The 23,255-nt window shown below is 35.4% G+C and carries 22 protein-coding genes; 11 read left to right on the top strand and 11 right to left on the bottom strand.

What is annotated here, in order from left to right; genetic code table 11:
• Positions 1 to 32: 32 nt before the first annotated feature.
• Positions 33 to 1,343, bottom strand: a complete 1,311-nt coding sequence (locus HNR69_RS00820) for an NCS2 family permease (protein ID WP_075293849.1) — start codon at positions 1,341 to 1,343, stop codon at positions 33 to 35.
• A gap of 336 nt (positions 1,344 to 1,679) precedes the next feature.
• On the opposite strand from HNR69_RS00820, the gene HNR69_RS00825 reads away from it, so the two are divergent.
• A complete protein-coding gene (locus HNR69_RS00825) occupies positions 1,680 to 2,528 on the top strand; it encodes a co-chaperone YbbN (RefSeq protein ID WP_075293848.1) in 849 nt (282 codons plus the stop codon).
• Between the two features lie 55 nt (positions 2,529 to 2,583).
• Here the strand turns inward: HNR69_RS00825 and thrS are convergent, their stop codons facing one another.
• Positions 2,584 to 4,512, bottom strand: coding sequence for a threonine--tRNA ligase (gene thrS, locus HNR69_RS00830; RefSeq protein WP_075293847.1), 1,929 nt, complete (start codon positions 4,510 to 4,512; stop codon positions 2,584 to 2,586).
• A gap of 380 nt (positions 4,513 to 4,892) precedes the next feature.
• On the opposite strand from thrS, the gene HNR69_RS00835 reads away from it, so the two are divergent.
• A complete protein-coding gene (locus tag HNR69_RS00835; protein WP_012340475.1) occupies positions 4,893 to 5,774 on the top strand; it encodes a fructosamine kinase family protein in 882 nt (293 codons plus the stop codon).
• A 50-nt stretch (positions 5,775 to 5,824) separates the two neighbouring features.
• Here HNR69_RS00835 and HNR69_RS00840 read toward each other — a convergent pair whose 3' ends face one another.
• Both HNR69_RS00840 and sohB read right to left on the bottom strand, forming a co-directional pair.
• On the bottom strand, positions 5,825 to 6,646 hold the full coding sequence (locus HNR69_RS00840; protein WP_075293846.1) for an OmpA family protein: 822 nt from the start codon (positions 6,644 to 6,646) through the stop codon (positions 5,825 to 5,827).
• 183 nt (positions 6,647 to 6,829) lie between these two features.
• Positions 6,830 to 7,888 (bottom strand): protease SohB, encoded by a 1,059-nt coding sequence (gene sohB, locus HNR69_RS00845; protein ID WP_075293845.1) that lies wholly within the window; start codon positions 7,886 to 7,888, stop codon positions 6,830 to 6,832.
• Positions 7,889 to 8,102: 214 nt separating this feature from the next.
• Here sohB and trpE point away from each other — a divergent pair, with 214 nt between their 5' ends.
• From trpE to HNR69_RS00890, 9 genes are all read left to right on the top strand, one after another.
• Positions 8,103 to 9,644: an anthranilate synthase component I gene (trpE, locus tag HNR69_RS00850; protein WP_075293844.1), complete on the top strand. Its 1,542-nt coding sequence runs from the start codon at positions 8,103 to 8,105 to the stop codon at positions 9,642 to 9,644.
• A 10-nt stretch (positions 9,645 to 9,654) separates the two neighbouring features.
• Positions 9,655 to 10,260 carry an aminodeoxychorismate/anthranilate synthase component II gene (locus HNR69_RS00855; protein ID WP_012340472.1) on the top strand — a complete coding sequence of 202 codons (606 nt, stop codon included), beginning with the start codon at positions 9,655 to 9,657 and terminating at the stop codon, positions 10,258 to 10,260.
• Between the two features lie 44 nt (positions 10,261 to 10,304).
• Positions 10,305 to 11,309: an anthranilate phosphoribosyltransferase gene (gene trpD / locus HNR69_RS00860; protein WP_075293843.1), complete on the top strand. Its 1,005-nt coding sequence runs from the start codon at positions 10,305 to 10,307 to the stop codon at positions 11,307 to 11,309.
• Between the two features lie 12 nt (positions 11,310 to 11,321).
• A complete protein-coding gene (gene trpCF, locus HNR69_RS00865; RefSeq protein WP_075293842.1) occupies positions 11,322 to 12,740 on the top strand; it encodes a bifunctional indole-3-glycerol-phosphate synthase TrpC/phosphoribosylanthranilate isomerase TrpF in 1,419 nt (472 codons plus the stop codon).
• A 9-nt stretch (positions 12,741 to 12,749) separates the two neighbouring features.
• Positions 12,750 to 13,946, top strand: a complete 1,197-nt coding sequence (gene trpB / locus HNR69_RS00870; protein WP_075293841.1) for a tryptophan synthase subunit beta — start codon at positions 12,750 to 12,752, stop codon at positions 13,944 to 13,946.
• Positions 13,946 to 14,755, top strand: a complete 810-nt coding sequence (gene trpA / locus HNR69_RS00875) for a tryptophan synthase subunit alpha (protein ID WP_075293840.1) — start codon at positions 13,946 to 13,948, stop codon at positions 14,753 to 14,755. The genes trpB and trpA overlap by 1 nt, the downstream gene beginning before the upstream one ends.
• A gap of 109 nt (positions 14,756 to 14,864) precedes the next feature.
• Positions 14,865 to 15,557 carry a carbonate dehydratase gene (gene can / locus HNR69_RS00880; RefSeq protein ID WP_011608993.1) on the top strand — a complete coding sequence of 231 codons (693 nt, stop codon included), beginning with the start codon at positions 14,865 to 14,867 and terminating at the stop codon, positions 15,555 to 15,557.
• Between the two features lie 42 nt (positions 15,558 to 15,599).
• Positions 15,600 to 16,688, top strand: coding sequence for a 5-(carboxyamino)imidazole ribonucleotide synthase (purK, locus tag HNR69_RS00885; protein ID WP_075321124.1), 1,089 nt, complete (start codon positions 15,600 to 15,602; stop codon positions 16,686 to 16,688).
• Positions 16,689 to 16,832: 144 nt separating this feature from the next.
• Positions 16,833 to 18,023: an amino acid aminotransferase gene (locus HNR69_RS00890; protein WP_075293838.1), complete on the top strand. Its 1,191-nt coding sequence runs from the start codon at positions 16,833 to 16,835 to the stop codon at positions 18,021 to 18,023.
• 54 nt (positions 18,024 to 18,077) lie between these two features.
• Here HNR69_RS00890 and HNR69_RS00895 read toward each other — a convergent pair whose 3' ends face one another.
• The 7 genes from HNR69_RS00895 to nusB all read right to left on the bottom strand — a co-directional run bounded on the left by HNR69_RS00895 (position 18,078) and on the right by nusB (position 23,253).
• Complete coding sequence (locus HNR69_RS00895) at positions 18,078 to 18,857, bottom strand: TIGR01619 family protein (RefSeq protein WP_041604165.1); 780 nt, start codon at positions 18,855 to 18,857, stop codon at positions 18,078 to 18,080.
• A 10-nt stretch (positions 18,858 to 18,867) separates the two neighbouring features.
• Positions 18,868 to 19,671: an exodeoxyribonuclease III gene (gene xthA, locus HNR69_RS00900; RefSeq protein WP_075293837.1), complete on the bottom strand. Its 804-nt coding sequence runs from the start codon at positions 19,669 to 19,671 to the stop codon at positions 18,868 to 18,870.
• A gap of 155 nt (positions 19,672 to 19,826) precedes the next feature.
• Entirely contained in the window at positions 19,827 to 20,639 is an 813-nt protein-coding gene (dapB, locus tag HNR69_RS00905; protein WP_075293836.1) for a 4-hydroxy-tetrahydrodipicolinate reductase, read from the bottom strand.
• A 20-nt stretch (positions 20,640 to 20,659) separates the two neighbouring features.
• On the bottom strand, positions 20,660 to 21,289 hold the full coding sequence (locus tag HNR69_RS00910; protein ID WP_075293835.1) for a LysE family transporter: 630 nt from the start codon (positions 21,287 to 21,289) through the stop codon (positions 20,660 to 20,662).
• A gap of 12 nt (positions 21,290 to 21,301) precedes the next feature.
• Entirely contained in the window at positions 21,302 to 21,787 is a 486-nt protein-coding gene (locus tag HNR69_RS00915) for a phosphatidylglycerophosphatase A family protein (protein WP_011608986.1), read from the bottom strand.
• Between the two features lie 9 nt (positions 21,788 to 21,796).
• Positions 21,797 to 22,804 carry a thiamine-phosphate kinase gene (gene thiL / locus HNR69_RS00920; RefSeq protein ID WP_075293834.1) on the bottom strand — a complete coding sequence of 336 codons (1,008 nt, stop codon included), beginning with the start codon at positions 22,802 to 22,804 and terminating at the stop codon, positions 21,797 to 21,799.
• Positions 22,805 to 22,818: 14 nt separating this feature from the next.
• Positions 22,819 to 23,253 (bottom strand): transcription antitermination factor NusB, encoded by a 435-nt coding sequence (gene nusB, locus HNR69_RS00925; protein WP_075293833.1) that lies wholly within the window; start codon positions 23,251 to 23,253, stop codon positions 22,819 to 22,821.
• Positions 23,254 to 23,255 lie beyond the last annotated feature (2 nt).

A 23,255-nucleotide genomic window follows, 5' to 3' on the forward strand; every position in this document is an offset into this window, starting at 1 on the left:
GCTTTAGAAAGATCTATTCAATAATTAATGATTTATCCAACCCAAACAAATTTCGCTACAAAAAGCAAAGATACAACCCAAACCGGTGCATTAATCTCTTTCCAGCGACCGGTACAAGTCTTCATGACACAATAGCTAATAAAACCAAAGGCAATACCTTCAGTGATTGAATAGGTGAATGGCATCATTGCTGCAGTAATAAAAGCTGGTGTTGCTTCAGTTAAATCGTCCCATTCAACTCGAATTAAGCTTGATGCCATCAAAATACCTACATAAACTAATGCCCCTGCTGTTGCGTAAGCCGGCACCATACCAGCCAATGGAGAGAAGAAAATAGTAAGTAAAAATAAAATTCCGACTACAACAGCGGTCATTCCGGTACGACCTCCGACAGACACTCCGGCACCACTTTCAATATAAGTGCTGATTGCCGATGTACCGATATAAGAACCCGTTACAGCACTAATACTGTCTACATACAACGCTTGCTTCATTTTTGGGAAACGACCTTGAGCATCACTAAAACCAGCCTTATCTGTTACACCAAGCAAAGTTCCGGATGAATCAAATAAATTTACTAACAAAAAAGAAAAAATAATGCCTAAAAGTGCGGTATCTAATGCACCTAAAACATCAACTTTTCCGACTACAGCATCAAGGCTTGGGGGCATAGAAATAACGCCGTTAAAAACCACATTTTCATCAAAAATCAATGCTAAAGCCGTAATAGTAACAATAGAAACCAAGACTCCAGAATAAATATTACGTGCAGCCAACACTACAATAATAAAAAATCCCAAAACCCCCATTAAAACTTGCGAGCTATGTAAGTCACCAAGCGAAACCAACGTTACCGGATTAGATACAACCAGTCCCATATTTTTAAAGCCGATTAAAGCAATAAAAAATCCTATCCCAGCTCCGATACCGACACGCAAACTCAGCGGAATAGATGCCATCAGCCAATAGCGAATTTGAAAGACAGTTAGTAAAAGTAACCCTACCGATCCCCAGAAAATTGTCCCCATACCAATTTCCCAAGAATACCCTAGTTTTCCTACCACGACGTAAGCAAAAAAGGCATTCAATCCCATCGCTGGTGCAAGTGCAATAGGTAAATTACTAAATAATCCCATTGCAATTGTTCCCAAACCGGCAATTAAACAAGTCGTTACAAAGACAACCTGTTTATCCATTCCTGCATCACCTAAAATCGACGGATTGACAAAAACGATATAAACCATAGTAAAAAATGTGGTAATTCCCGCAATGATTTCTGTTTTTGTAGTCGTCTTTTTTTCGTTAAACTTGAAGTATTTTTGTAGAAAAGATTGATTTTCCATTATATGTGTTTCCAAATGAATTAATAACCAAAATGAAAAACATTAGAAAGGTGTTTTTCGTACGGATTCTAGCAAAGATCTTCTATTTTAGCGATTAAATTTTGGAGAATTTATAATGACGTTTTAAATCAGTCTCATATCAAACAATACCAAGGTTTTTATTAATTTCTGCACTTCTGTTACATCTATTTCAGCATCCTGACCGAATTCTTTATCAGCTGTTTTGTATTATTAAAAAATATTAAGAAAGTCTTAAATCGAAGAAATATTTTCCCAAAAAATGATTGGTTTGTTACAATTTACCCACTTTACCTTTAAATAAACGTAGGAAATTTTATGTCATATATTATTGATATTAATGAGCAAAATCTAACAAGTGTATTACAAAGTTCTGTACAAACACCTCTTGTTTTAATTTTTTATACCCCAAGTAACAAAATCTCTTTAGAATTTACCGCACTTTTGACTCGTTATGCAGAAAAATATCAAGGACAATTTTTATTAGGTAAAGTGAATTGTGAAACGGAAAAAATGCTTACCGCACAATTTCATATTCAATCATTACCAACAACTTATTTATTTAATCAAGCACAAGTATTAGATGCTTTCCAAGGTTCTTTAGATGAAATTATGTTACAACAACGTTTATCTCTAATTTTACCGAAGGAAGAAGAAATGAAATTTAATCAGGCATTAAATTTGTTGGAACAAGAACAATATAATGACGCTCTACCGTTGCTCAAAGAAGCATGGGAATTATCTGATAAGAAAAATAGCGATATTGCTCTACTCTACGCTGAAACCTATATTACGATAAAACGCATTGAACCCGCCCAAGAGATTTTAGATAAAATTCCGCTACAAGATCGTGATAGTCGCTGGCATGGTTTAGTTGCTCAAATTGAGCTTTTAATAAAAGCGACTGATACCCCTGAAATTCAGCAATTGCAAGCTGATTTTGCTAAAAATCCAACAGCAGAAATTGCATTAAAACTAGCATTACAATTGCATCAAGCCAATCGTAATGAGGCTTCATTAAATTTGCTGTTTGATATATTAAAACAAGATCTTAATGCGTTAAATGGAGAGGCTAAGCAACAATTTTTAGCGATTTTAGCTGCCATTGGTAATAACGATCCGATTACAAATAAATTTCGTCGTTTGTTGTATTCATTACTGTATTAAGTGAACAATTCCATAAAAAATCGGCACCTTTAAGTGCCGATTATATTTTTTATCATTATTCACCTAACAAGGTTAACTCACGTTTTCTCACTTGTTGTTTTAAAATCTCAACAAATTCTTCAACACTAAACGTGCCTAAATCCGTCCCTTTACGGGTACGAACTGCAATCTTGTTTTCCACAATTTCTTTATCGCCGCAAACTAGCATATAAGGTACTCGACGTAAGGTATGTTCACGAATTTTGAAACCGACTTTTTCATTGCGTATATCCGCTTTTACACGTAATCCCGCTTCAGAAAATTGCTTAACTACTTTTTGCACATAATCCGCTTGACTATCAGTAATATTCATCACAACAGCTTGAATCGGTGCTAACCACGTAGGGAAAAAACCTGCATATTCTTCAGTGATAATACCGATAAAACGTTCAATTGAACCTAAGATAGCACGATGTATCATGACAGGTGTACGACGGGCATTATCTTCTGCAACATAGGTGGCATCTAGACGTCCGGGTAACGCAAAATCTAATTGGATTGTACCGCATTGCCATTCACGATCTAAACAATCTCTTAATGCAAATTCAATTTTCGGTCCATAAAATGCCCCTTCCCCCTCTTGAATTTCATATTCAAGACCATTGTGTTTAAGTGCATTTGCCAAACCTTGCTCTGCACGATCCCACATAGCATCTTCACCAATGCGTTTTTCAGGACGAGTAGAAAGTTTGACAAAAATATCGGTAAAGCCAAACGTACTATAAATGTCATAAACCATTTTAATACAGCTCGTTACTTCCGATTCAATTTGATCTTCCGTGCAGAAAATATGTGCATCATCCTGTGTAAAACCACGCACACGCATTAATCCATGTAAAGATCCTGATGGTTCATTACGATGGCAAGAACCAAATTCAGCCATACGAATAGGTAAATCACGATAAGATTTCAAGCCTTGATTGAAAATTTGAACATGTCCAGGACAATTCATTGGCTTAATGGCATATTCTCTATTTTCAGATTGTGTAGTAAACATTAAATCAGCATAATTTTGCCAGTGTCCTGTACGTTCCCAAAGCACACGATCCATCATAAATGGACCTTTTACTTCTTGATAATCGTATTCTTTTAACTTTGTACGCACAAATGTTTCCAGCTCACGGAAGATTGTCCAACCGTCATTATGCCAAAATACCATACCGGGTGCTTCCTCTTGCATATGGTATAAATCCAACGCCTTACCGATTTTACGATGATCACGTTTTGCAGCTTCTTCTAATCGATGTAAATAATCGGCTAATTGTTTTTTATCTGCCCAAGCCGTACCATAAATGCGTTGGAGCATTTTATTATCACTATTTCCACGCCAATATGCACCAGCTACTTTCATTAATTTAAAATGGTGACAGAAACGCATATTGGGTACGTGCGGACCACGACACATATCAATATATTCTTCGTGATGATAAAGTGCAGGTTGGTCGTCTTTTGCAATATTTTCATCTAAGATAGCTATTTTGTAAGGCTCAGCACGACTTTCAAAAGTATCTCTTGCTTCTTGCCAACTGACACGTTTTTTTATCACGTCATAATTCGTTTTTGCCAGCTCCAGCATACGTTTTTCTAGGGTATCAATATCTTCTTGGGTTAAAGAGCGGTCCAAATCAATGTCGTAATAAAAACCATTGTCAATAGTTGGGCCGATAGCCATCTTCACATTTGGGAAAAGTTGCTTGATAGCATGCCCTAATAAATGTGCCGTTGAGTGTCGGATAATCTCTAAACCGTCTTCATCTTTGGCAGTAATAATTTCAAGATTGGCATCCTCACTAATCATATCTGAGGCATCTCGACGCTCGCCGTTCACACGACCGGCAATAGTAGCCTTAGCGAGTCCGGAACCGATTGATTGAGCAACTTCCAATACAGAAACGGGATTATCGAATTGACGTTGTGAACCGTCAGGTAAAGTAATAATTGGCATTGTGAATCCTTATACAGTGGTAGCCCATACGAAAGGTTACTTGTAAATTAAGTTAAACATAAAATAAAAAAGTGCTGAAAGCACCGCACTTTTATTTATACCTACCTTGTACAATAAAAGTGCGGTGCATTTTAACAGAAAACTCTTAGAAAACGTATCTATTTTACTGTATTAGTAACAACTAGACTAATTGGTATATCCTTATCATTTCGCTGAAATATTCAATCCACATAACATATGAGTAAAGATATAAATAGATAAGAATTACATAAATTCACTACTTAATAAGATATTTATTAAAACTTGATATTTATCACAGAATATTACCGGTATTCAGATTATCATCTAGTCAGGCTAACTTGAATCATATCGGAGGAGCTATGTGGAAATCTATTTCTCAGGTACTGGCAGAACAATTTGGTGCCTACTATTTTATTAAACATAAAGAAAAATTATATTCAGGTGAAATGAATGAAATTTGGCTGATTAATGATGAGGTTCAAACTGTTTTTGTTAAAATAAACGAAAGATCCTACCGCTCTATGTTTCGTGCAGAAGCAGACCAGTTAGCTCTTTTAGCTAAAACTAATTCAATTAATGTCCCTTTAGTTTATGGAATTGGCAATTCACAAGGGCATAGTTTTTTACTGTTAGAAGCGTTAAATAAGTCAAAGAATAAACAGTCTTCTTTTACAATATTCGCTGAAAAAATAGCACAGCTACATCAAATACAAGGACCAGATAAATATGGATTAGATTTTGATACTTGGCTAGGTCCTATTTATCAACCAAATGATTGGCAGACAAGTTGGGCTAAATTTTTCAGCGAAAATCGTATTGGCTGGCAATTGCAAGTATGTAAAGAAAAAGGTTTGATATTTGGAAATATAGATCTCATTGTGCAAATTGTTGCAGATACTTTGAGCAAACATAACCCCAAACCCTCTATACTGCATGGCAATTTATGGATTGAAAACTGTATTCAAGTAGATGATAAAATTTTTGTCTGCAATCCTGCTTGCTATTGGGGAGATAGAGAATGCGATATTGCTTTTTCATCACTTTTTGAGCCTTTCCCAACTAATTTTTATCAACGCTATAATGAAATATATCCACTGGAAGAAGGTTACTTAGAAAGAAAACTTATTTATCAGCTCTATTATCTGCTCAATTTCAGCTATCGCTATTATAATAAAAAGCAAAGTTATGTTTCTCTCACTCAGAAATTGATTAATCAAATTTTGCACAAAAGTGATAAATAATTCTATAAATAAAGGGCATCGTTTGATGCCCTTACCTATATCAAGAGAGATTATTTTTCGTAATATAATGATGGACCAGTTGTACCCCCCTTCAGCTCACCATTACCATATTTTTTTGAGATGTTTCCGTATGCTGAAATTTCAACACGACGGTTTGGACGTAAGCAATCTTTTAGTTCTTTGGCTGGTACATCATTGCAAGCCTTAATCTGTTGCGTTTTACCATATCCAATAGCGATAATATCAATATTTAACCCTTTTTCAATTAAACGCTCTTTAACACGATCAGCTCGGCGTTGAGAAAGATCCAAGTTATAAGAATCTGTACCCAATCGATCAGTAAAACCAACAATTTTAATTTCTTTGGCTGAAAATGCTTCTAATTGCATTGCAACATTATCAACAGCTTCTTCACCTTTTGAGGTCAACGTATCTTGATCAAAATCAAATAAGAGATCCGTATTTAAACTAAAAGATGCATAACCGTTACAACCATTTGGAAACCAATAGAAATTTTGGGCATTCATATTTTTATCGAATAAAATTTTGTATTGGCAAATTTTATGCTCACCATTCTCACGATAATTAAAAGCATAGTCCCACTCACGAACACCATATAAACCTTCCGAAAAATGCGGACGTCCCAATAGGTTATACAGTTGATCTTTATTCATTCCGCGTTCAACCATACGTAGGTTATCCCAGTTTGGCCACGATCCAAATTGGCTACCATCATGATTAAATCTTGACTGATCAATTTTAGGCCACTTCAAGTTATCTGATGTACCCTGTTCGGTGACATTACTTAAATTACCACAAGCCGACAATGTTGCTGCTACAACAGCAGATAATACAAAACGTGATAGTTTCATTATTTTACCTTAATTTTATGTATATAAATTTCTTCAAATTTTTTGAATAGCTTACGATTTAATTTTATATCTTTACAAAAATATTGTCGCATTAAATCACGTCAGCACTGCTTGAGATATTAATATCAAACAACAAAAATGTAAACCAAATTTTAATCTCTTTTTGGGCAATGTTGAGTAAGCTTATATCAAAGTACTCTCATCACGTTTCAGCAATCGTAACAACACATTATTAGCACTTTCTTCTGCTTGTTTGCCTAATTTTTGAATGAGTGATTTTTTCATCATATATTTTACCGAAAGCACTGTTTTATCTTTGATTGCTTGTAACAATAAATCATCACTTGTCGCAATTTCATCAACTAAATGTAACGCTAATGCTTGTTTGCCGAACCAATGTTCACCTGTTGCAATTTTATCAATATCCAAGTGCGGTCTGTTTTGTGTAACGAATTGTTTAAACAATAAATGAGTGTCTTCTAGATCTTGTTGAAATTTTGCTTTTCCTTTTTCTGTATTTTCACCCAAAATGGTCATTGTGCGTTTATATTCACCAGCAATCATTACATCAACGTCTATATCATGTTTTTTTAATAAGCGATGAATATTGGGAATTTGAGCAACAACACCAATAGATCCAATGATGGCAAAAGGAGCGGAAATAATTTTATCTGCAACACAAGCCATCATATACCCCCCGCTTGCAGCAACTTTGTCCACTGCTACAGTTAGCTTAATATTGCGTTGTTTTAAACGAGCTAATTGAGAAGCAGCCAATCCATAGCCATGCACAACTCCACCGGGACTTTCTAAGCGTAATAAAACCTCGTCATCTTCTTTTGCAACCGCAATAATCGCACTAATTTCTTCTCGAAGTGCGGTGGTTTCTGAAGCAGAAATATCACCTTTAAAATGCAATACAAAAAGGTGTGGTTTTCTTTTTTCTGCTAACGTTTCCCCTTTTTTACGTTGGGCTTTTTCTTCTTTTGCTTTAAGTTTATCGGCTTTTTTCTGCTCTTTTTCACGTTGTTTTAACGCATCGTCACTCAGGTAAAAATCACGCAATTTTTTACTGTTATTTTCATATTCTCGTGATAAATCTGTAATAACCAACTCTCCGACTTGATGTGATTTACGTTCTTTCAGTGTCATAATCATCATCACTATCCCTGCAACAATTAATAAAATTGTGAGTATTTCTAAAATAAACAAGCCATAACCAATCAATAACTCAGACCACATTTTTTCTTCCTTATATAAGTGAAATTATGAACCGATTATCATAACGAATTTATTTAAAAGTGCAATTTTATTGCTTATGCTTTCTCGCAAGAAAATTGCACTTTTTTTATTTCAAATACTTACTTTTAAAATAATGCTACTTCACTATTGACAAAACAAATTTGCACTAGTTTAATAGTTCATCTTTAAATTTATTCTAAAGAAGGATTCTTTTATGTTTGCCCCCTTTATTGAAGTATTAACTCAGAAGTTACCTTATCACAAAGATCCTACCGCAGTTTTTGCAACACTTTGTCAACAAAAAACTAATACTTTGTTGTTAGAAAGTGCGGAAATCTCCAGTAAAAATAGTTTAAAAAGCCTATTGTTTGTAAATTCCGCAATCAAAATATCTTGTTTCGGTAATACTATTATATTTAACGCTTTAACCAGCAATGGAAAAACAGTTTTACCTCTTATTAGAGAAAAATTACAGCCAACAGCAAAAATACTTGTGAAGTCTGAAAGCGATTTAGAAGTTATTATCCCTCCGATTAATCCCAATCTCGATGAAGATAGCAAATTACAGGCAACAACCGTTTTTGATGGCTTACGTTGTTTAACAGATATTTATGCTCAATCAAAAATACCCATTTTTCTAGGGGGATTATTTGCCTATGATTTAGTAATTAATTTTATACCAATGGAAAATATTAGCCTAGAAGATGATGGATTAACCTGTCCTGACTATGTATTTTATTTGGCAGAAAATTTATTGGTGATTGATCATCAATTACAACAAACTACTCTACAATCATTCTGTTTTCATTCGCAAGAATTAGGTAATGTGCAAAAAAGTGCGATGGAAATTTGTCAAAAATTAACGAAAATTGAACCGCACTTAGCTGTCTCAAAAGCGAGTGTTTTAGTACAAGTAAATTTAGAAGACGAATCTTTTAAAGCCATTATTGAACAATTAAAACAGCATATTTATGCAGGAAATATTTTCCAAATTGTTCCTTCTCGTCGCTTTATGCTGGAATGCCCAAATACGTTGGCCAGCTACCGTCAATTAAAGAAAAATAACCCAAGTCCTTATATGTTTTTTATGCAAGATACCGATTTCATCTTATTTGGTTCCTCTCCTGAAAGTGCATTGAAATATAATGCTGAAAATCGCCAAGTAGAAATTTATCCGATTGCTGGATCTCGTTCTCGTGGCTTTGATCAACAGGGTAATATCGATCCTGAATTAGATACTCGTTTGGAGTTGGAATTGCGTTTAGACAAGAAAGAGCTCGCAGAACATCTTATGCTCGTTGATCTTGCTCGTAACGATATTGCTCGAGTCTGTGAAAGCGGTACAAGACAGGTTAAGGAGCTAATGCAAGTAGATCGCTATTCTCATATTATGCACCTTGTTTCTCGTGTAGTCGGAAAATTACGCCCCGAGCTTGATGCCTTTCATGCTTATCAGGCTTGTATGAATATGGGAACTTTAACTGGTGCCCCGAAAATTAAAGCAATGCAATTAATTTACCAAGTTGAAAAACAAAAGCGTCATAGTTATGGCGGTGCAATAGGATATTTATCTTCTGATGGTAATTTTGATACCTGTATTGTGATACGTTCCGCTTTTGTACAACAAGGTATTGCTTATATTCAAGCAGGTTGTGGTGAAGTCTTAGATTCCGATCCACAAATGGAGGCTGATGAAACCCGTCACAAAGCTAAAGCTGTGATTAATGCAATATTGCAAACCAATACTCAAGACTAAAGGAGACAATATGGCAAGAATTATATTTTTAGATAACTTTGATTCCTTTACTTACAATCTAGTAGATCAATTCCGCAGTTTAGGGCATCAAGTACAAGTTTTTTGCAATAACTTCGATTTAAAGTTATTAACTCAAATTATTTTAGCAGAAAAAGAGACTGTTTTAGCCCTCTCACCAGGTCCAGGTACTCCTGCACAGGCGGGAATTTTATTGCCTTTAATTCAAACACTAAAAGGTAAAGTAGCTATGATTGGCATTTGTTTGGGGCATCAGGCTTTGATTGAAGCATTCGGTGGAGACGTTGTTCCCTCCGGTGAAATTTCACATGGGAAAGTATCAAATATTTATCATGATAACCAAATGATGTTTCAGGGGTTAGATAATCCTATGCCAGTTGCTCGTTATCATTCTTTAATGGGAAGAAAAATTTCGGAAGAGTTTATTATTAATGCTGAATATAAGGGCATCATTATGGCTATCCGCCATAAAACCTTGCCTATTTGCAGTTTTCAATTTCACCCTGAAAGTATATTAACGAAGCAAGGCTCACAGTTATTAGAGCAAAGTATTCAATGGTTATTGGCTCAAAGTAGAGAACAATATAATTATTTATGATTTACCGACGTCAAAATAGAACGAAAAATAAGAAGGAAAACAACATGCAAACAGAACAATTAATCAGTCAACTTTTCGACGGACAACATTTAAACCAAGAACAAATACAACAGTTATTTCATTATATTATTCAAGGACAACTTTCTAATGAACAACTTGCAGGCGTACTTATCGCCTTAAAATTTCGTGGTGAACAAACAGATGAAATTAGCGGTGCAGTAAAAGCCATTATTGCCAACGCTAAGCCATTTCCATTCATAGACTACCCTTTTGCCGATATTGTCGGAACGGGAGGTGATAATGCTAATACCATCAATATTTCAACTACTGCGGCAATTGTTGCTGCAACATTAGGATACAAAGTGGCAAAACATGGTAATCGAAGTGTATCCAGCAAAAGCGGTGCAAGTGATGTATTAAATGCTTTAGGGATAAAAATTGACTTATCTGCTGAAAAGTCCAAACAAGCCCTAGATAATCTCAACCTTTGTTTTCTCTGGGCACAACAATATCATCTAGGATTTAAACATGTCGCACCTGTACGACAAATATTAAAAACACGCACGATTTTCAATATTTTAGGTCCTTTATGCAATCCCGCTCGCCCAAAACATCAACTACTGGGGGTTTATACACCGCACTTACTTAAAATCTATGCTGAAAGTGCATTAAGACTAGGGCATCAGCATAGTATCGTTATTCATGGTTCCGGTTTAGATGAAGTTGCTATTCATGGAAAAACCGATGTTGCGGAAATTTGTCATGGAAAAATTGAATATTATAGTTTAACACCTCATGACTTTGGTTTTACTCCTAAACCATTAGAAACGTTACGTGGCGGTACAGCAGAAGAAAATGCCAAAATATTGACCGCACTTTTACAAGGGAAAGGTAAAGATGAGCATAATCAAGCTGTTGCTATGAATACTGCTTTATTAATGAAGTTATTTGGCAATGATGATATTAAAGCCAATGCAGAAAAAGCCTTAAATATTATGGCAAACGGTAAAGCATTTGAAACATTAAACCAATTAAAACTGTATCAATAAATAGGAATTATCATGCAACCCAATATCCCCTCTATTTTGCAAAAAATTGTACAAGATAAAAAACGATGGATCGCAGAAAAACAAGCTGCATTTCCTCTTGCTCATTTTCAGCAAGAAATTAAAAATTCCGACCGCTCTTTTTATCAAGTGTTAAGCCAAGGCTCACATCAACGCCCCGCTTTCATTTTAGAGTGCAAAAAAGCATCACCTTCGAAAGGTTTAATTCGTTCTGATTTTAATATAGTAGAAATTGCAAATGTCTATAAAAATTATGCTTCGGTCATTTCTGTTTTAACAGATGAAAAATATTTCCAAGGAGATTTTAACTACTTGCCCTTAGTACGTAAGAAGGCTACTCAACCTGTTCTTTGTAAGGATTTTATACTGAGTAAATATCAAGTGTATTTAGCACGTTATTATCAAGCTGATGGAATTTTATTGATGTTGTCGATACTTGATGATGAAACTTACCGCACTTTATCTGATCTTGCACATAACCTTGGAATGGGCGTTTTAACTGAGACATCCAACCAAAAGGAATTAGATCGAGCCATAAAACTGGGTGCAAAAGTAATTGGAATTAATAATCGAAATTTACACGATCTCTCCGTAGATCTTAACCGCACGCCTCCTTTGGCAAGACAAATTCCGGCAGATCGCATTGTGATCAGCGAGTCAGGTATTTCTTCTCATCAACAAGTACAACAATTAAAACCTTATGTACATGGCTTTTTAATCGGTAGCAGTTTAACTAGTGGTAAAGATCTTAACAATGCCGTACGTTCGGTACTTTTGGGTGAACACAAAGTTTGTGGTTTAACACGTGGACAAGATGTCAAAGCAAGCTATGCTCAAGGTGCTTTATACGGCGGATTGATTTTTGCTGAAAGTTCTCCTCGTAAACTCTCCCTATGTCAAGCACAGAAATTGGTTAAGCAAGCACCTTTGCTTTTTGTTGGCGTTTTCCAAAATCAGTCTATTGCGTTTATCCATAACATCGCTACACAATTACAATTGTTCGCCGTGCAGTTACATGGTGATGAAAATGCTGAATTTATTACCGCACTTCGCCAAGTTCTACCTACACAATGTCAAATTTGGAAAGCTGTTACGATTGACGTTACCGAGCAATATGAACAAGGGAAAAGTGCGGTAGATTTTGAAGAAATTCCTTATGTAGATCGTTATGTTTTTGATAGTAAGGCAGATAATCGACAAGGTGGTACAGGACAAACTTTTAACTGGAATTATATTCCTCCCTCCATTAAATACAAAGTCATGCTTGCCGGTGGAATAAATATTCAAAATATTGAACAAGCATTGCAACAACATTGTCTAGGGATTGATTTAAATTCAGGTGTTGAATGTGCCAACGGCATAAAAGATCAAATAAAATTACAAACAGTTTTTGACAAAATCCAAAATCAATAAGGAAAAAATATGACGGGTACAATTTTAAATCCCTATTTTGGCGAATTTGGTGGAATGTATGTACCGGAAATTCTGGTACCGGTACTAAAACAATTAGAAAAGGCTTTTGTTGAAGCACAGCACGATCCTGTGTTTCAGCAAGAATTTCAAGATTTGCTTAAAAATTATGCGGGTCGTCCAACAGCGTTAACTTTATGTCGCAACCTCACTAAAGGTACAAAAACAAAATTGTATTTAAAACGTGAAGATTTACTTCACGGCGGGGCACATAAAACCAATCAAGTATTAGGGCAAATTTTGCTAGCAAAACGTATGGGAAAAACACGTATTATTGCGGAAACCGGTGCGGGGCAACACGGTGTAGCCACAGCTTTAGCTTGTGCCATGTTGGATATGCCTTGCCGAGTTTACATGGGAGCAAAAGATGTTGAACGTCAATCGCCGAATGTATTTCGTATGCGTTTAATGGGTGCCGAAGTTATTCCTGTTGAAAAAGGTTCTTGCTCATTAAAAGATGCTTGTTGTGAGGCTATGCGTGATTGGTCAGCTAATTATGAGACAACCCATTATTTATTAGGTACAGCAGCAGGACCGCACCCATTCCCGACTATTGTGCGAGAATTTCAAAAAATGATTGGTGAAGAGACTAAACGTCAAATTTTAGCTAAGGAAAATCGCTTACCTGATGCTGTTATTGCCGCAGTAGGTGGAGGTTCAAACGCAATTGGTATGTTTGCTGAGTTTATTGCAGAAAAATCAGTACAACTTATTGGAATTGAACCTGCCGGCAACGGTATTCATACAGGAAAGCATGGAGCACCACTTCGTCATGGCTCCATTGGCATTTACTTTGGTATGAAATCCCCGATTATGCAAACTCAAGACGGACAAATTGAGGAATCTTATTCTATTTCCGCCGGCTTAGACTTTCCATCCGTTGGTCCTGAACACGCCTATTTACATACTATTGGGCGAGCTCAATATGAAAGTATTACTGACGATGAAGCAATTGAGGCATTTCAAGCCCTAGCCAAACATGAAGGTATTATTCCTGCTTTAGAAAGCTCACATGCTTTGGCTTATGCTTTAAAAATCATTGTACAAAATCCGGAAAAAGAACAATTACTTGTAGTAAATTTATCAGGTCGAGGCGATAAAGATATTTTTACTGTAGATAAAATTTTAACCGAGAAAGGAATTATCTGATGGGATATTTTGAACAAAAATTTTTACAACTACAAAAGCAAAAACAAGGTGCTTTTGTTCCTTTTGTTACTTTATGCGATCCAAATTTCGACCGCTCTTTTGAAATTATTTGTACCTTAGTGGATAACGGTGCAGATGCTTTAGAACTTGGGTTTCCTTTCTCCGATCCTTTACTTGACGGTTCGGTTATTCAAGCTGCTAATCATCGTGCTTTAAACGCAGGCTGCAGTACAAAAGAAAGTTTTCAACTAATTGCCAAAGTGCGGTCCAAATATCCCGATATTCCGATCAGTCTACTCCTTTGTGCCAACTTAATTTATGCTCAAACTTTAGATGGATTTTATCAACGCTGTGCTGAAGTCGGAGTTGATGCGGTATTGGTGGCTGATATTCCTCTGCTTGCTTCTGAACCGTATATTCAATCCGCTCAAAAATATGACATTCAACCGGTTTTTATCTGTCCACCCAATGCAGATGAAACAACCCTTAAAGCAGTGGCGGAAAAAAGCAAAGGCTACATTTATTTAGTTTCTCGATCTGGCGTAACAAGTGCTGAAAATCAACAAAGTGCGAAAAATCTAGCTAATCTCATCAAAGGCTTAAAAAAATATGGCTCAGCTCCGATTTTACAAGGTTTTGGTATAGCTCAACCACAACAAGTTAAAGATGCGTTAAAATCAGGCGTTGCCGGTGCAATTTCAGGTTCAGCTATAGTGCAAATTATTGAACGAAATCTCACAGATCAAGAAAAATGCCTCTCCGAATTGGCAGAATTCGTGCAAAAAATGAAACAAGCGACATTGTTGTGATGATATTCAATCCTACCTAAATTTCGCCGCCCTGTTATCTTACAGGGCTTTTTATTTTACCGTTTTTCTATTCTAGGCTATACTGTGCATCTTTAGGAGCGGTAAAAAAATGAAAAAAATTGAACAGTTATTTGCCAATAATTTTAGTTGGGCAAATAGGATGAAAGAAGAAAATGCTGAGTATTTTAAAGCGTTAGCAGAAAATCAAACACCTAGCTATTTATGGATTGGTTGTTCCGATAGTCGTGTTCCTGCTGAAAATTTGACAAATTTAAAACCCGGTGAATTATTTGTGCATAGGAATGTAGCAAATCAAGTTATTCATACTGATTTAAATTGTTTATCTGTGGTGCAATATGCTGTTGATGTGCTAAATATTGAGCATATTATTATTTGTGGGCATACCAACTGCGGTGGGATTAAAGCAGCTATGGTGGATCAAGATCTGGGATTGATTAATAACTGGTTGTTACATATTCGTGATATTTGGTTTAAACATGGTCATTTATTGGGTAAGTTATCTCCTGAAAAACGCGCTGATATGTTGACAAGAATTAATGTTGCGGAACAAGTGTATAACTTAGGCAGCTCATCTATTGTTAAATCAGCTTGGAAAAGTGGAAAAAAACTTTCTTTGCATGGCTGGATTTATGATGTTAACGACGGTTTCTTAATTGATCAAGGTGTAACGGCAACCAGCCGAGAAACTTTAGAAATATCCTATCGTGATACAATAGCAAAATTATTTAAATTGAACGAAGATGAGTTACTACTAAAACCTCATCAAGTAAAATCAGAGTAAATAAAAATTTACAATATCTTAATTAAGTATAAGGATCATTTAATGGTAAACCGCACTTTATATCCTACAGTGTATGTTTTAGGTAATGGGCAATTGGGCAGAATGTTGCGTTATGCGGGTGCACCTTTAGATATTAATGTCCAACCTCTTGCTTTTGATGCACCTGTTTTTGATTTGCCTGCTGACAGTATTATTACAGCAGAAATTGAGCGTTGGGAAAAAACACCCCTTACAGAAATGTTGGCTAATCACGATAAATTTATTAATCAAAAAATTTTTGCCACTACAGCAGATCGTTTTACACAAAAAACCTTGCTTAACGCACTAAATATTCCTACTTCCCCTTGGAGGTTGGTACAAAGTGCGGAGGATTTTTTCACTATTTTTACAGAAATTGGTGAAAAAGTTGTTGTAAAACGTCGCATGGGAGGTTACGACGGACGAGGACAATGGATTGTAGATAAAAACAATCAAGATGTAATCGGCAATGAGCTTTTTGGCGAAGTTATTGCCGAAAAATTTATTCCTTTTGATTATGAAATTTCTTTGGTTGGTGCAAGGTTTAAAAATGGCAAAACTCGTTTTTATCCTGTTACGCATAATCTGCAACAGAATGGTATTTTACGTTACAGTGTCATGAATTTAAATTTTCCACAACAGTCACAACAACAAAAACAAGCCGAAATAATGTTGGCTAAAATTATGGATAAATTAGATTATGTTGGCGTAATGGCAATGGAATGTTTTGTTGTGCAAGATCAATTATTAGTCAATGAATTGGCACCAAGAGTACATAATAGCGGACATTGGACGCAATTAGGTTGTTCGATTAGCCAATTTGAATTACATCTTCGTGCGTTATTAGATTTACCTACGCCTGATTTACAAGTAGCTATGCCGTCGGTTATGGTGAATTTAATTGGCACTGAACATAATCCACAATGGTTAAATTTGCCATTTTCACAATTACATTGGTATGGAAAAGAAGTACGAGAAGGTCGTAAAGTTGGGCATCTTAATTTATCTCATCCAACTCCATCTATTTTAATAGATAATTTACAAAAATTACGCTACATACTACCGCAAGATTATCAATTTGGTTTAGATTGGGCATTGGAAAAATTGAAATAATTTAATCTAGCAAATAATTTTTAATATATTTTATAAAGTTAAAATTAAATAATTAAATTTAACTTAGCTAAAGGGTTGCAAAGATAAGTTTTTACCAGTATAAAGAAATCTATTCAAACACAACTATTTATTGAGGATACTACTATGTTCGAGAATATTAATGCTGCACCCGCTGATCCAATTTTAGGTTTAGGTGAGGCTTTTAAATCTGAAACACGTGCCAATAAAATTAACTTGGGTATTGGGGTCTATAAAGATGCTAATGGTAACACCCCCATTATGAAAGCTGTTAAAGAAGCTGAAAATCGTCTATTTGAATTAGAAACCACTAAAAACTATTTAACTATTGATGGTATTGCAGAATTTAATTCATACACTAAAGAATTATTATTTGGTACAAATTCTAAAATTATTAAACAAGGACGTGCTAAAACAGTACAAAGTTTAGGAGGAACCGGTGCGTTACGCATTGCTGCCGAATTTATCAAACGTCAAACCACATCTCAAAACGTTTGGATTAGTTCACCAACTTGGCCAAACCATAATGCTATTTTCAACGCTGTAGGTATGACAATCCGTGAATATCGTTACTACGATGCAGAGAAAAAAGCTTTAGATTGGGATAATTTAATTGCTGACTTAAGCAATGCCAGTGAAGGCGATGTGGTGTTATTACATGGTTGTTGTCATAACCCAACGGGTATTGATCCAACCCCTGAGCAATGGAAAATACTAGCAGAAATGTCAGAAAAAAATGGTTGGTTACCGCTCTTTGATTTTGCTTATCAAGGTCTTGCTAACGGGTTAGAAGAAGATGCTGTTGGTTTGCGAACTTTTGCAGAAAATCATAAAGAATTATTAGTCGCAAGTTCTTATTCCAAAAACTTTGGTTTATACAATGAACGTGTTGGTGCGTTTACTTTAGTAGCAGAAACAGAAGAAATTTCAGCAATAGCATTAACACAAGTGAAATCAATTATTCGTACTCTCTACTCTAACCCAGCTTCTCATGGTGCTACAGCTGTTTCTATCATTTTAGGTGATAACCTATTGCGTCAACAATGGGAATCCGAATTAACCGAAATGCGTAATCGCATTAAACATATGCGTTATCAATTCGTTGAATTATTAAAAGAATATGGTGCCAAGCAAGACTTTAGCTTCATTATTGAACAAAATGGTATGTTCTCTTTTAGTGGTCTAAATGCAGAACAGGTGGATCGCTTAAAAGAAGAATTTGCCATTTATGCTGTGCGTTCAGGACGTATTAATTTAGCCGGTGTAACTGAAAATAATATTCGTTATTTATGTGAAAGTATTGTCAAGGTGCTTTAATCCGATTAAAAACCTTACATCTTATTCTGTTGTAAGGTTTTTTAAATTTAAAAATTAATTTAGTTGATTTTTATTTATACCAATATCTTCGCTCTCCCAACCAATATATTCACCTGAATGTTGCAAAGCAAGTTCTTCAAAATTTCTTATATATTGATAAATACTGGTATCATTTAAATACAATTCTTGCTCTATTTTAGCAATATATACATTATATCCATTCACACTTATTTGCTTAGAAGAATGTTTTAGCGATAAAAATGATATGTCAGAAGTAGCAATATTCTCCAAAAATAAGTAAAGATCATTTTCTTTGTAAAAGTAAAAAGTATGCTCAATTTGATAACTTTTCGAGATATCTTCTCCCTTTTCAATTAAAGTTGCCAATAATTCTTCTGCTGCATTTACTTTCAAATCTGCCTGAGATGCCATCAAAAAATCAAAATATAGATCCCACGTTGAATCGAATTGTTTCTCAATATTTACAGCGTTTGGAAAATTATCAGATAATACATCTGTAATATCTAAAGCATCATTACAATAGAAATACAATGTAGCATTGCCATTACAAAGAATATTGCCTGCGTAATAAACATTAGGTTGGGCAGAAATTAAACTGGATATTTTGAGCAAATCTTGTTGCAAACCGGCGTAACTTTCTATTTGCGGTAAGCCTTGTGCATCTGAAATATAAGGGACTTCAAAATGGACAACAATTTCACATATATGATTTACGACTGGAAATTGTTCAAGAAGTTTTAAATTAACTGAAAATACGGCTAATTTATCATTAATTTTAGATCGATAATTTTGCCATTCTTGTTCAATTCCCATTCTATGTTCCTCACTTAAATTCCGCCCAAATCGGAGCATGATCAGATGGTTTTTCCATCGCTCTAATATCAAAAGCTATACCGGCATCAACGCAACGTTCTAATAATAATTGATTCACTAAAATATGATCAATTCGTAACCCTCTATTATCATCAAAGCCTTTTGAGCGGTAATCAAACCATGAAAATTGATCATTGATTGTCGGATTTTTATGACGAAATGTATCAATCAGCCCATAATTATATAGACGATTTATCCATTCTCTTTCTTCCGGTAAAAATGAGCATTTTCCTGTACGCAACCAACGTTTTCGATTTTCTTCACCAATACCAATATCTAAATCTGTCGGGCTGATATTCATATCTCCCATAATTAAAATTGGATTATTTCTGTCATGCTCTTGCTCTACATAATGTTGCAGATCCGCATAAAATTTTTCTTTGGCTGGGAACTTTGTTTCATGCAGGCGGTTTTCACCTTGCGGAAAATAACCATTAATTACTGTTAGCAACCCAAAATCTGTTTCTAAATCCGCCATAATTATACGCTTTTGTGCATTTTCATCGTCAGTAGAAAAGCCTCTACGAATTACCTTAGGTTCTTGTTTCAATAACAAAGCAACACCATAATGCCCTTTTTGCCCATGATGATAAATATGGTAACCTAAATGTTCAACAAGATGATAGGGAAAGTCTTCATCAGACACTTTAATTTCCTGTAACCCAATAACATCAGGCTGATATTTCTCTACAATCCTGTCAAGTTGATGAGGTCTTGCTCTTAACCCATTAATATTAAATGAAATAAATTTCATACTACTATTCCTAAAATATATAATATCAGTGGGCATTATACCCATTTTTCGGATTGGCTAAAATTTTGGCATTGATTTTATTCCATCAACATCTTAAATGACGAATACTGAAAGATCAAAGATGTGCAATTTTCAAGAACCAAATCTAACCGCACTTACAGATTATTTAAATCCAGTACATCTGTCATATCAAAAAGCCCCTCTTGCTTAGTAGAAAGCCATTTTGCAGCCCTTACAGCACCATTAGCAAAAGTCATTCGACTGGAGGCTTTATGAGATATTTCTACTCGTTCACCGATATCCGCAAACCATACTGTATGCTCACCAACAACATCCGCCGCACGAATTGTTGAGAACCCAATTTCATCCGGCTTACGTTCACCTGTAATACCTTCCCGAGAAAACACGCCATGCGTTTTTAAATCTCTGCCTAACGTTTTGGCAATATGTTCCCCCATAGATAGTGCAGTACCGGAAGGTGCATCTACTTTATGACGATGATGAGCTTCAATAATCTCAATATCGCAATAATCGCCCATGACCTTAGCCGCTTTCTCTAACAGTTTAAAAACTAAATTAACGCCCACACTATAATTAGAGGCAAAAACAATCGCAATATTCTGTGCCGCTTGTTGAATAGCTTGTTTGGATTGATCATCAAACCCTGTTGTACCGATAACTATATTTTTATGATGTTCTACACAAAATGCTAAATGCTGAATGGTACCTTCCGGTCGAGTAAAATCAATTAATATGTCAAAGTTACCTTTTTCTTGAGTTAAATTATCGGTTACTTTAATACCAATCCTACCTATTCCAGCCAGTTCTCCCGCATCAGTTCCAACTAAAGATGAACCAACACGCTCAAATGCCGCACCAAGTTCTACACCTTCAGTATGATATACTGCCTGTATCAGTTGACGCCCCATACGACCACCCGAACCAACAATACCAATTTTTAACGTCATTTTATCCCTCTCTATATTTATCAATTGCCAAATCCTAAGAAAAGACCACTATAAATTAAATAACCGCCAAAACAAAGAAAAAAGATCCCTGCAAAGTTATCAATATAATGGCTATATTGGCTATAAAATTTTTTTACGGTTTTACGAGAAAAAATAAGTGCAATAAAAGAAAAATACAAAAATACTTCAAGAGTTAATAAAATAAGTGCGGTAATAATCTGCCATGTTTCAGTTAAATCAACCAATACAAAAGACATCACGCTACTAAAGAAGATAATAGCCTTTGCATTAGATAAATTAATCAGTAATCCTTTTAAGATTTCTTTACCCATACTGTTTCTTAAATTTTCTGCTTGTTCACGATTATCAAAGACAATATTGTTATGACTTTTCACCATTAATACACCAAGGTAAGCCAAATATCCGCCACCTAACATCATAATAATGCCTTGCAAACTTGGGTAAGATGTCAATAAAACAGCCAGTCCAAGAATTGCTGAAGTTGACCAAACTAAACAACCCAAGCTAATACCAAACGCAGCACAAATGGCATTTCTCTTAGAATGACTAGCTGCTAAACGACTTATGTAAAAAAAATCAGGTCCCGGGGTAAGTAACCCGAATAAATTAACCAATAATAAATTCAGCATAATCAATCGCCTCTATACAAGATAATTTAAGATAGAAATGCTTATGACCGTATAAATAGCAGCTAAAACATCATCTAACATAATACCGAAGCCACTTTCTAACCTGTGATCAAAATAACGAATAGGATAAGGCTTTAAAATATCAAAAATACGGAATACAACGAAAGCAATACTACACCATATCAATGATAATTCAGGAATAGCGAGTAACACGGTAAAAATACCGACGAACTCATCCCACACAATTGAGCCATGATCATGTACTCCCATATCATCCGCTGTTTGTTGACACAAATAGCATCCTAATAAAAAACAAAGTGCAGTGAAAATTGCAAAAGAAAACACCGACATTATCTGTAATAGCAAACAACCAACAATTAATCCGGCAAGGGTACCCCAAGTTCCGGGAGCAGGATGAATAAGCCCTGAACCTAAGCCAAGTGCAAAAAAATGAATAGGATTGGTTAAAGAAATACGAGATAAAGGATTATTTGTCATAATGAAATCTTATTTAAAATGATCAAAGCCGAGTAATGAACCAATCTCAACGGTTTTACCGCTGCGTTGAAAACTGATACGTTTTTTATTACGAATTTGTCCAACACAGCTATAATTCACACCAATATGGGTTAAAGCTCGCTCTAACTTTTCAAGATTGCGATCAGGAACTGTAAAGCACAACTCATAATCTTCTCCGCCAGTTAAAGCAAATTGCTCCGCTCGCTCTATACCAACAGTTTTGATTAATTGCTCAGATAAAGGTAATTTATCTAAATCGATCACTGCACCGCATTGACTACGCTGTAAAATATGTCCTAAATCTGCAATAAATCCATCAGAAATATCAATCGCAGCATTTGCCAACTCAGCACTAGCTAGTTCCAAACCAAGCAAAACTCTGGGGGTTGGACGTAAATGGCGTTGAATTAAATATTCTTGTGCAGAATCAACCGCACTTTGATGACTTTTACTATAAGTTTCCCCTGTATTTTTTAATAGTAATTCCAATCCTGCCGCACTGTCTCCTAATGTGCCGGAAACATAGATCCAGTCACCATCTTGTGCACTGTGGCGACAAAGTGCTTTCCCTTTAGGTACAATGCCTTGTGCAGTAATAGTTATTGTATATACGGGACCTTTTGTTGTATCTCCACCAATAAGCGACACATTATAATGATCCAATACATCAAATAAACTTTGACTAAATTCATTGAGCCATTTTTCATCAACATAAGGTAAAGTGATTGCAAGAGAAAACCATGCGGGAGTCGCCCCCATAGCAGCAAGATCGCTTAAATTTGTTGCAACAGCTTTATATGCTAGATCCGAAGGATTAATAGAAGACAGAAAATGGACATTTTCTACCATCGTATCAGTCGTAATAGCAATTCGCTGATTTTGATAATGTTCAGTAATAGCACAATCATCACCGATAGAAACAATCACATCTTTACGTTGTGGACGTTTTGATCCGATGAAATAGCGTTGAATAATATCAAATTCGCCATTGCTCATTATGATAAACCTATCTATTTACGAGAAAGTGCAGGTGCAATTTTATCTAAAACACCATTAATATATTTATGGCTTTCTTCTGCACCGAATACTTTAGCGACTTCAATAGCTTCATTGATTACCACTTTATAAGGCACATCTAACTCAAATTTCAATTCATAAACAGCTAAACGCAAAATTGCACATTCAATAGGATCTAACTCAAAATTATTACGATCTAAATAAGGTGCCATTATGCTATCAACAATTTCAACATGGTCAACTGTTTGACGAAACAATTTTCTGAAATATGGCATATCTACGCCCTTCATTTCATTATCTTGATCCACAATGAAATTTAATTCTATTTCTTCAGGTGCATTTTTTGAAATAGCCCAAGAATACAAAGTCTGTACCGCACATTCCCTTGCTCGACGACGTGGGGATAGTTTTTTTACTTTTTCTGTCATTT

The sequence above is a fragment of the Histophilus somni genome, assembly GCF_014202395.1.
GTDB lineage: Bacteria > Pseudomonadota > Gammaproteobacteria > Enterobacterales > Pasteurellaceae > Histophilus > Histophilus somni.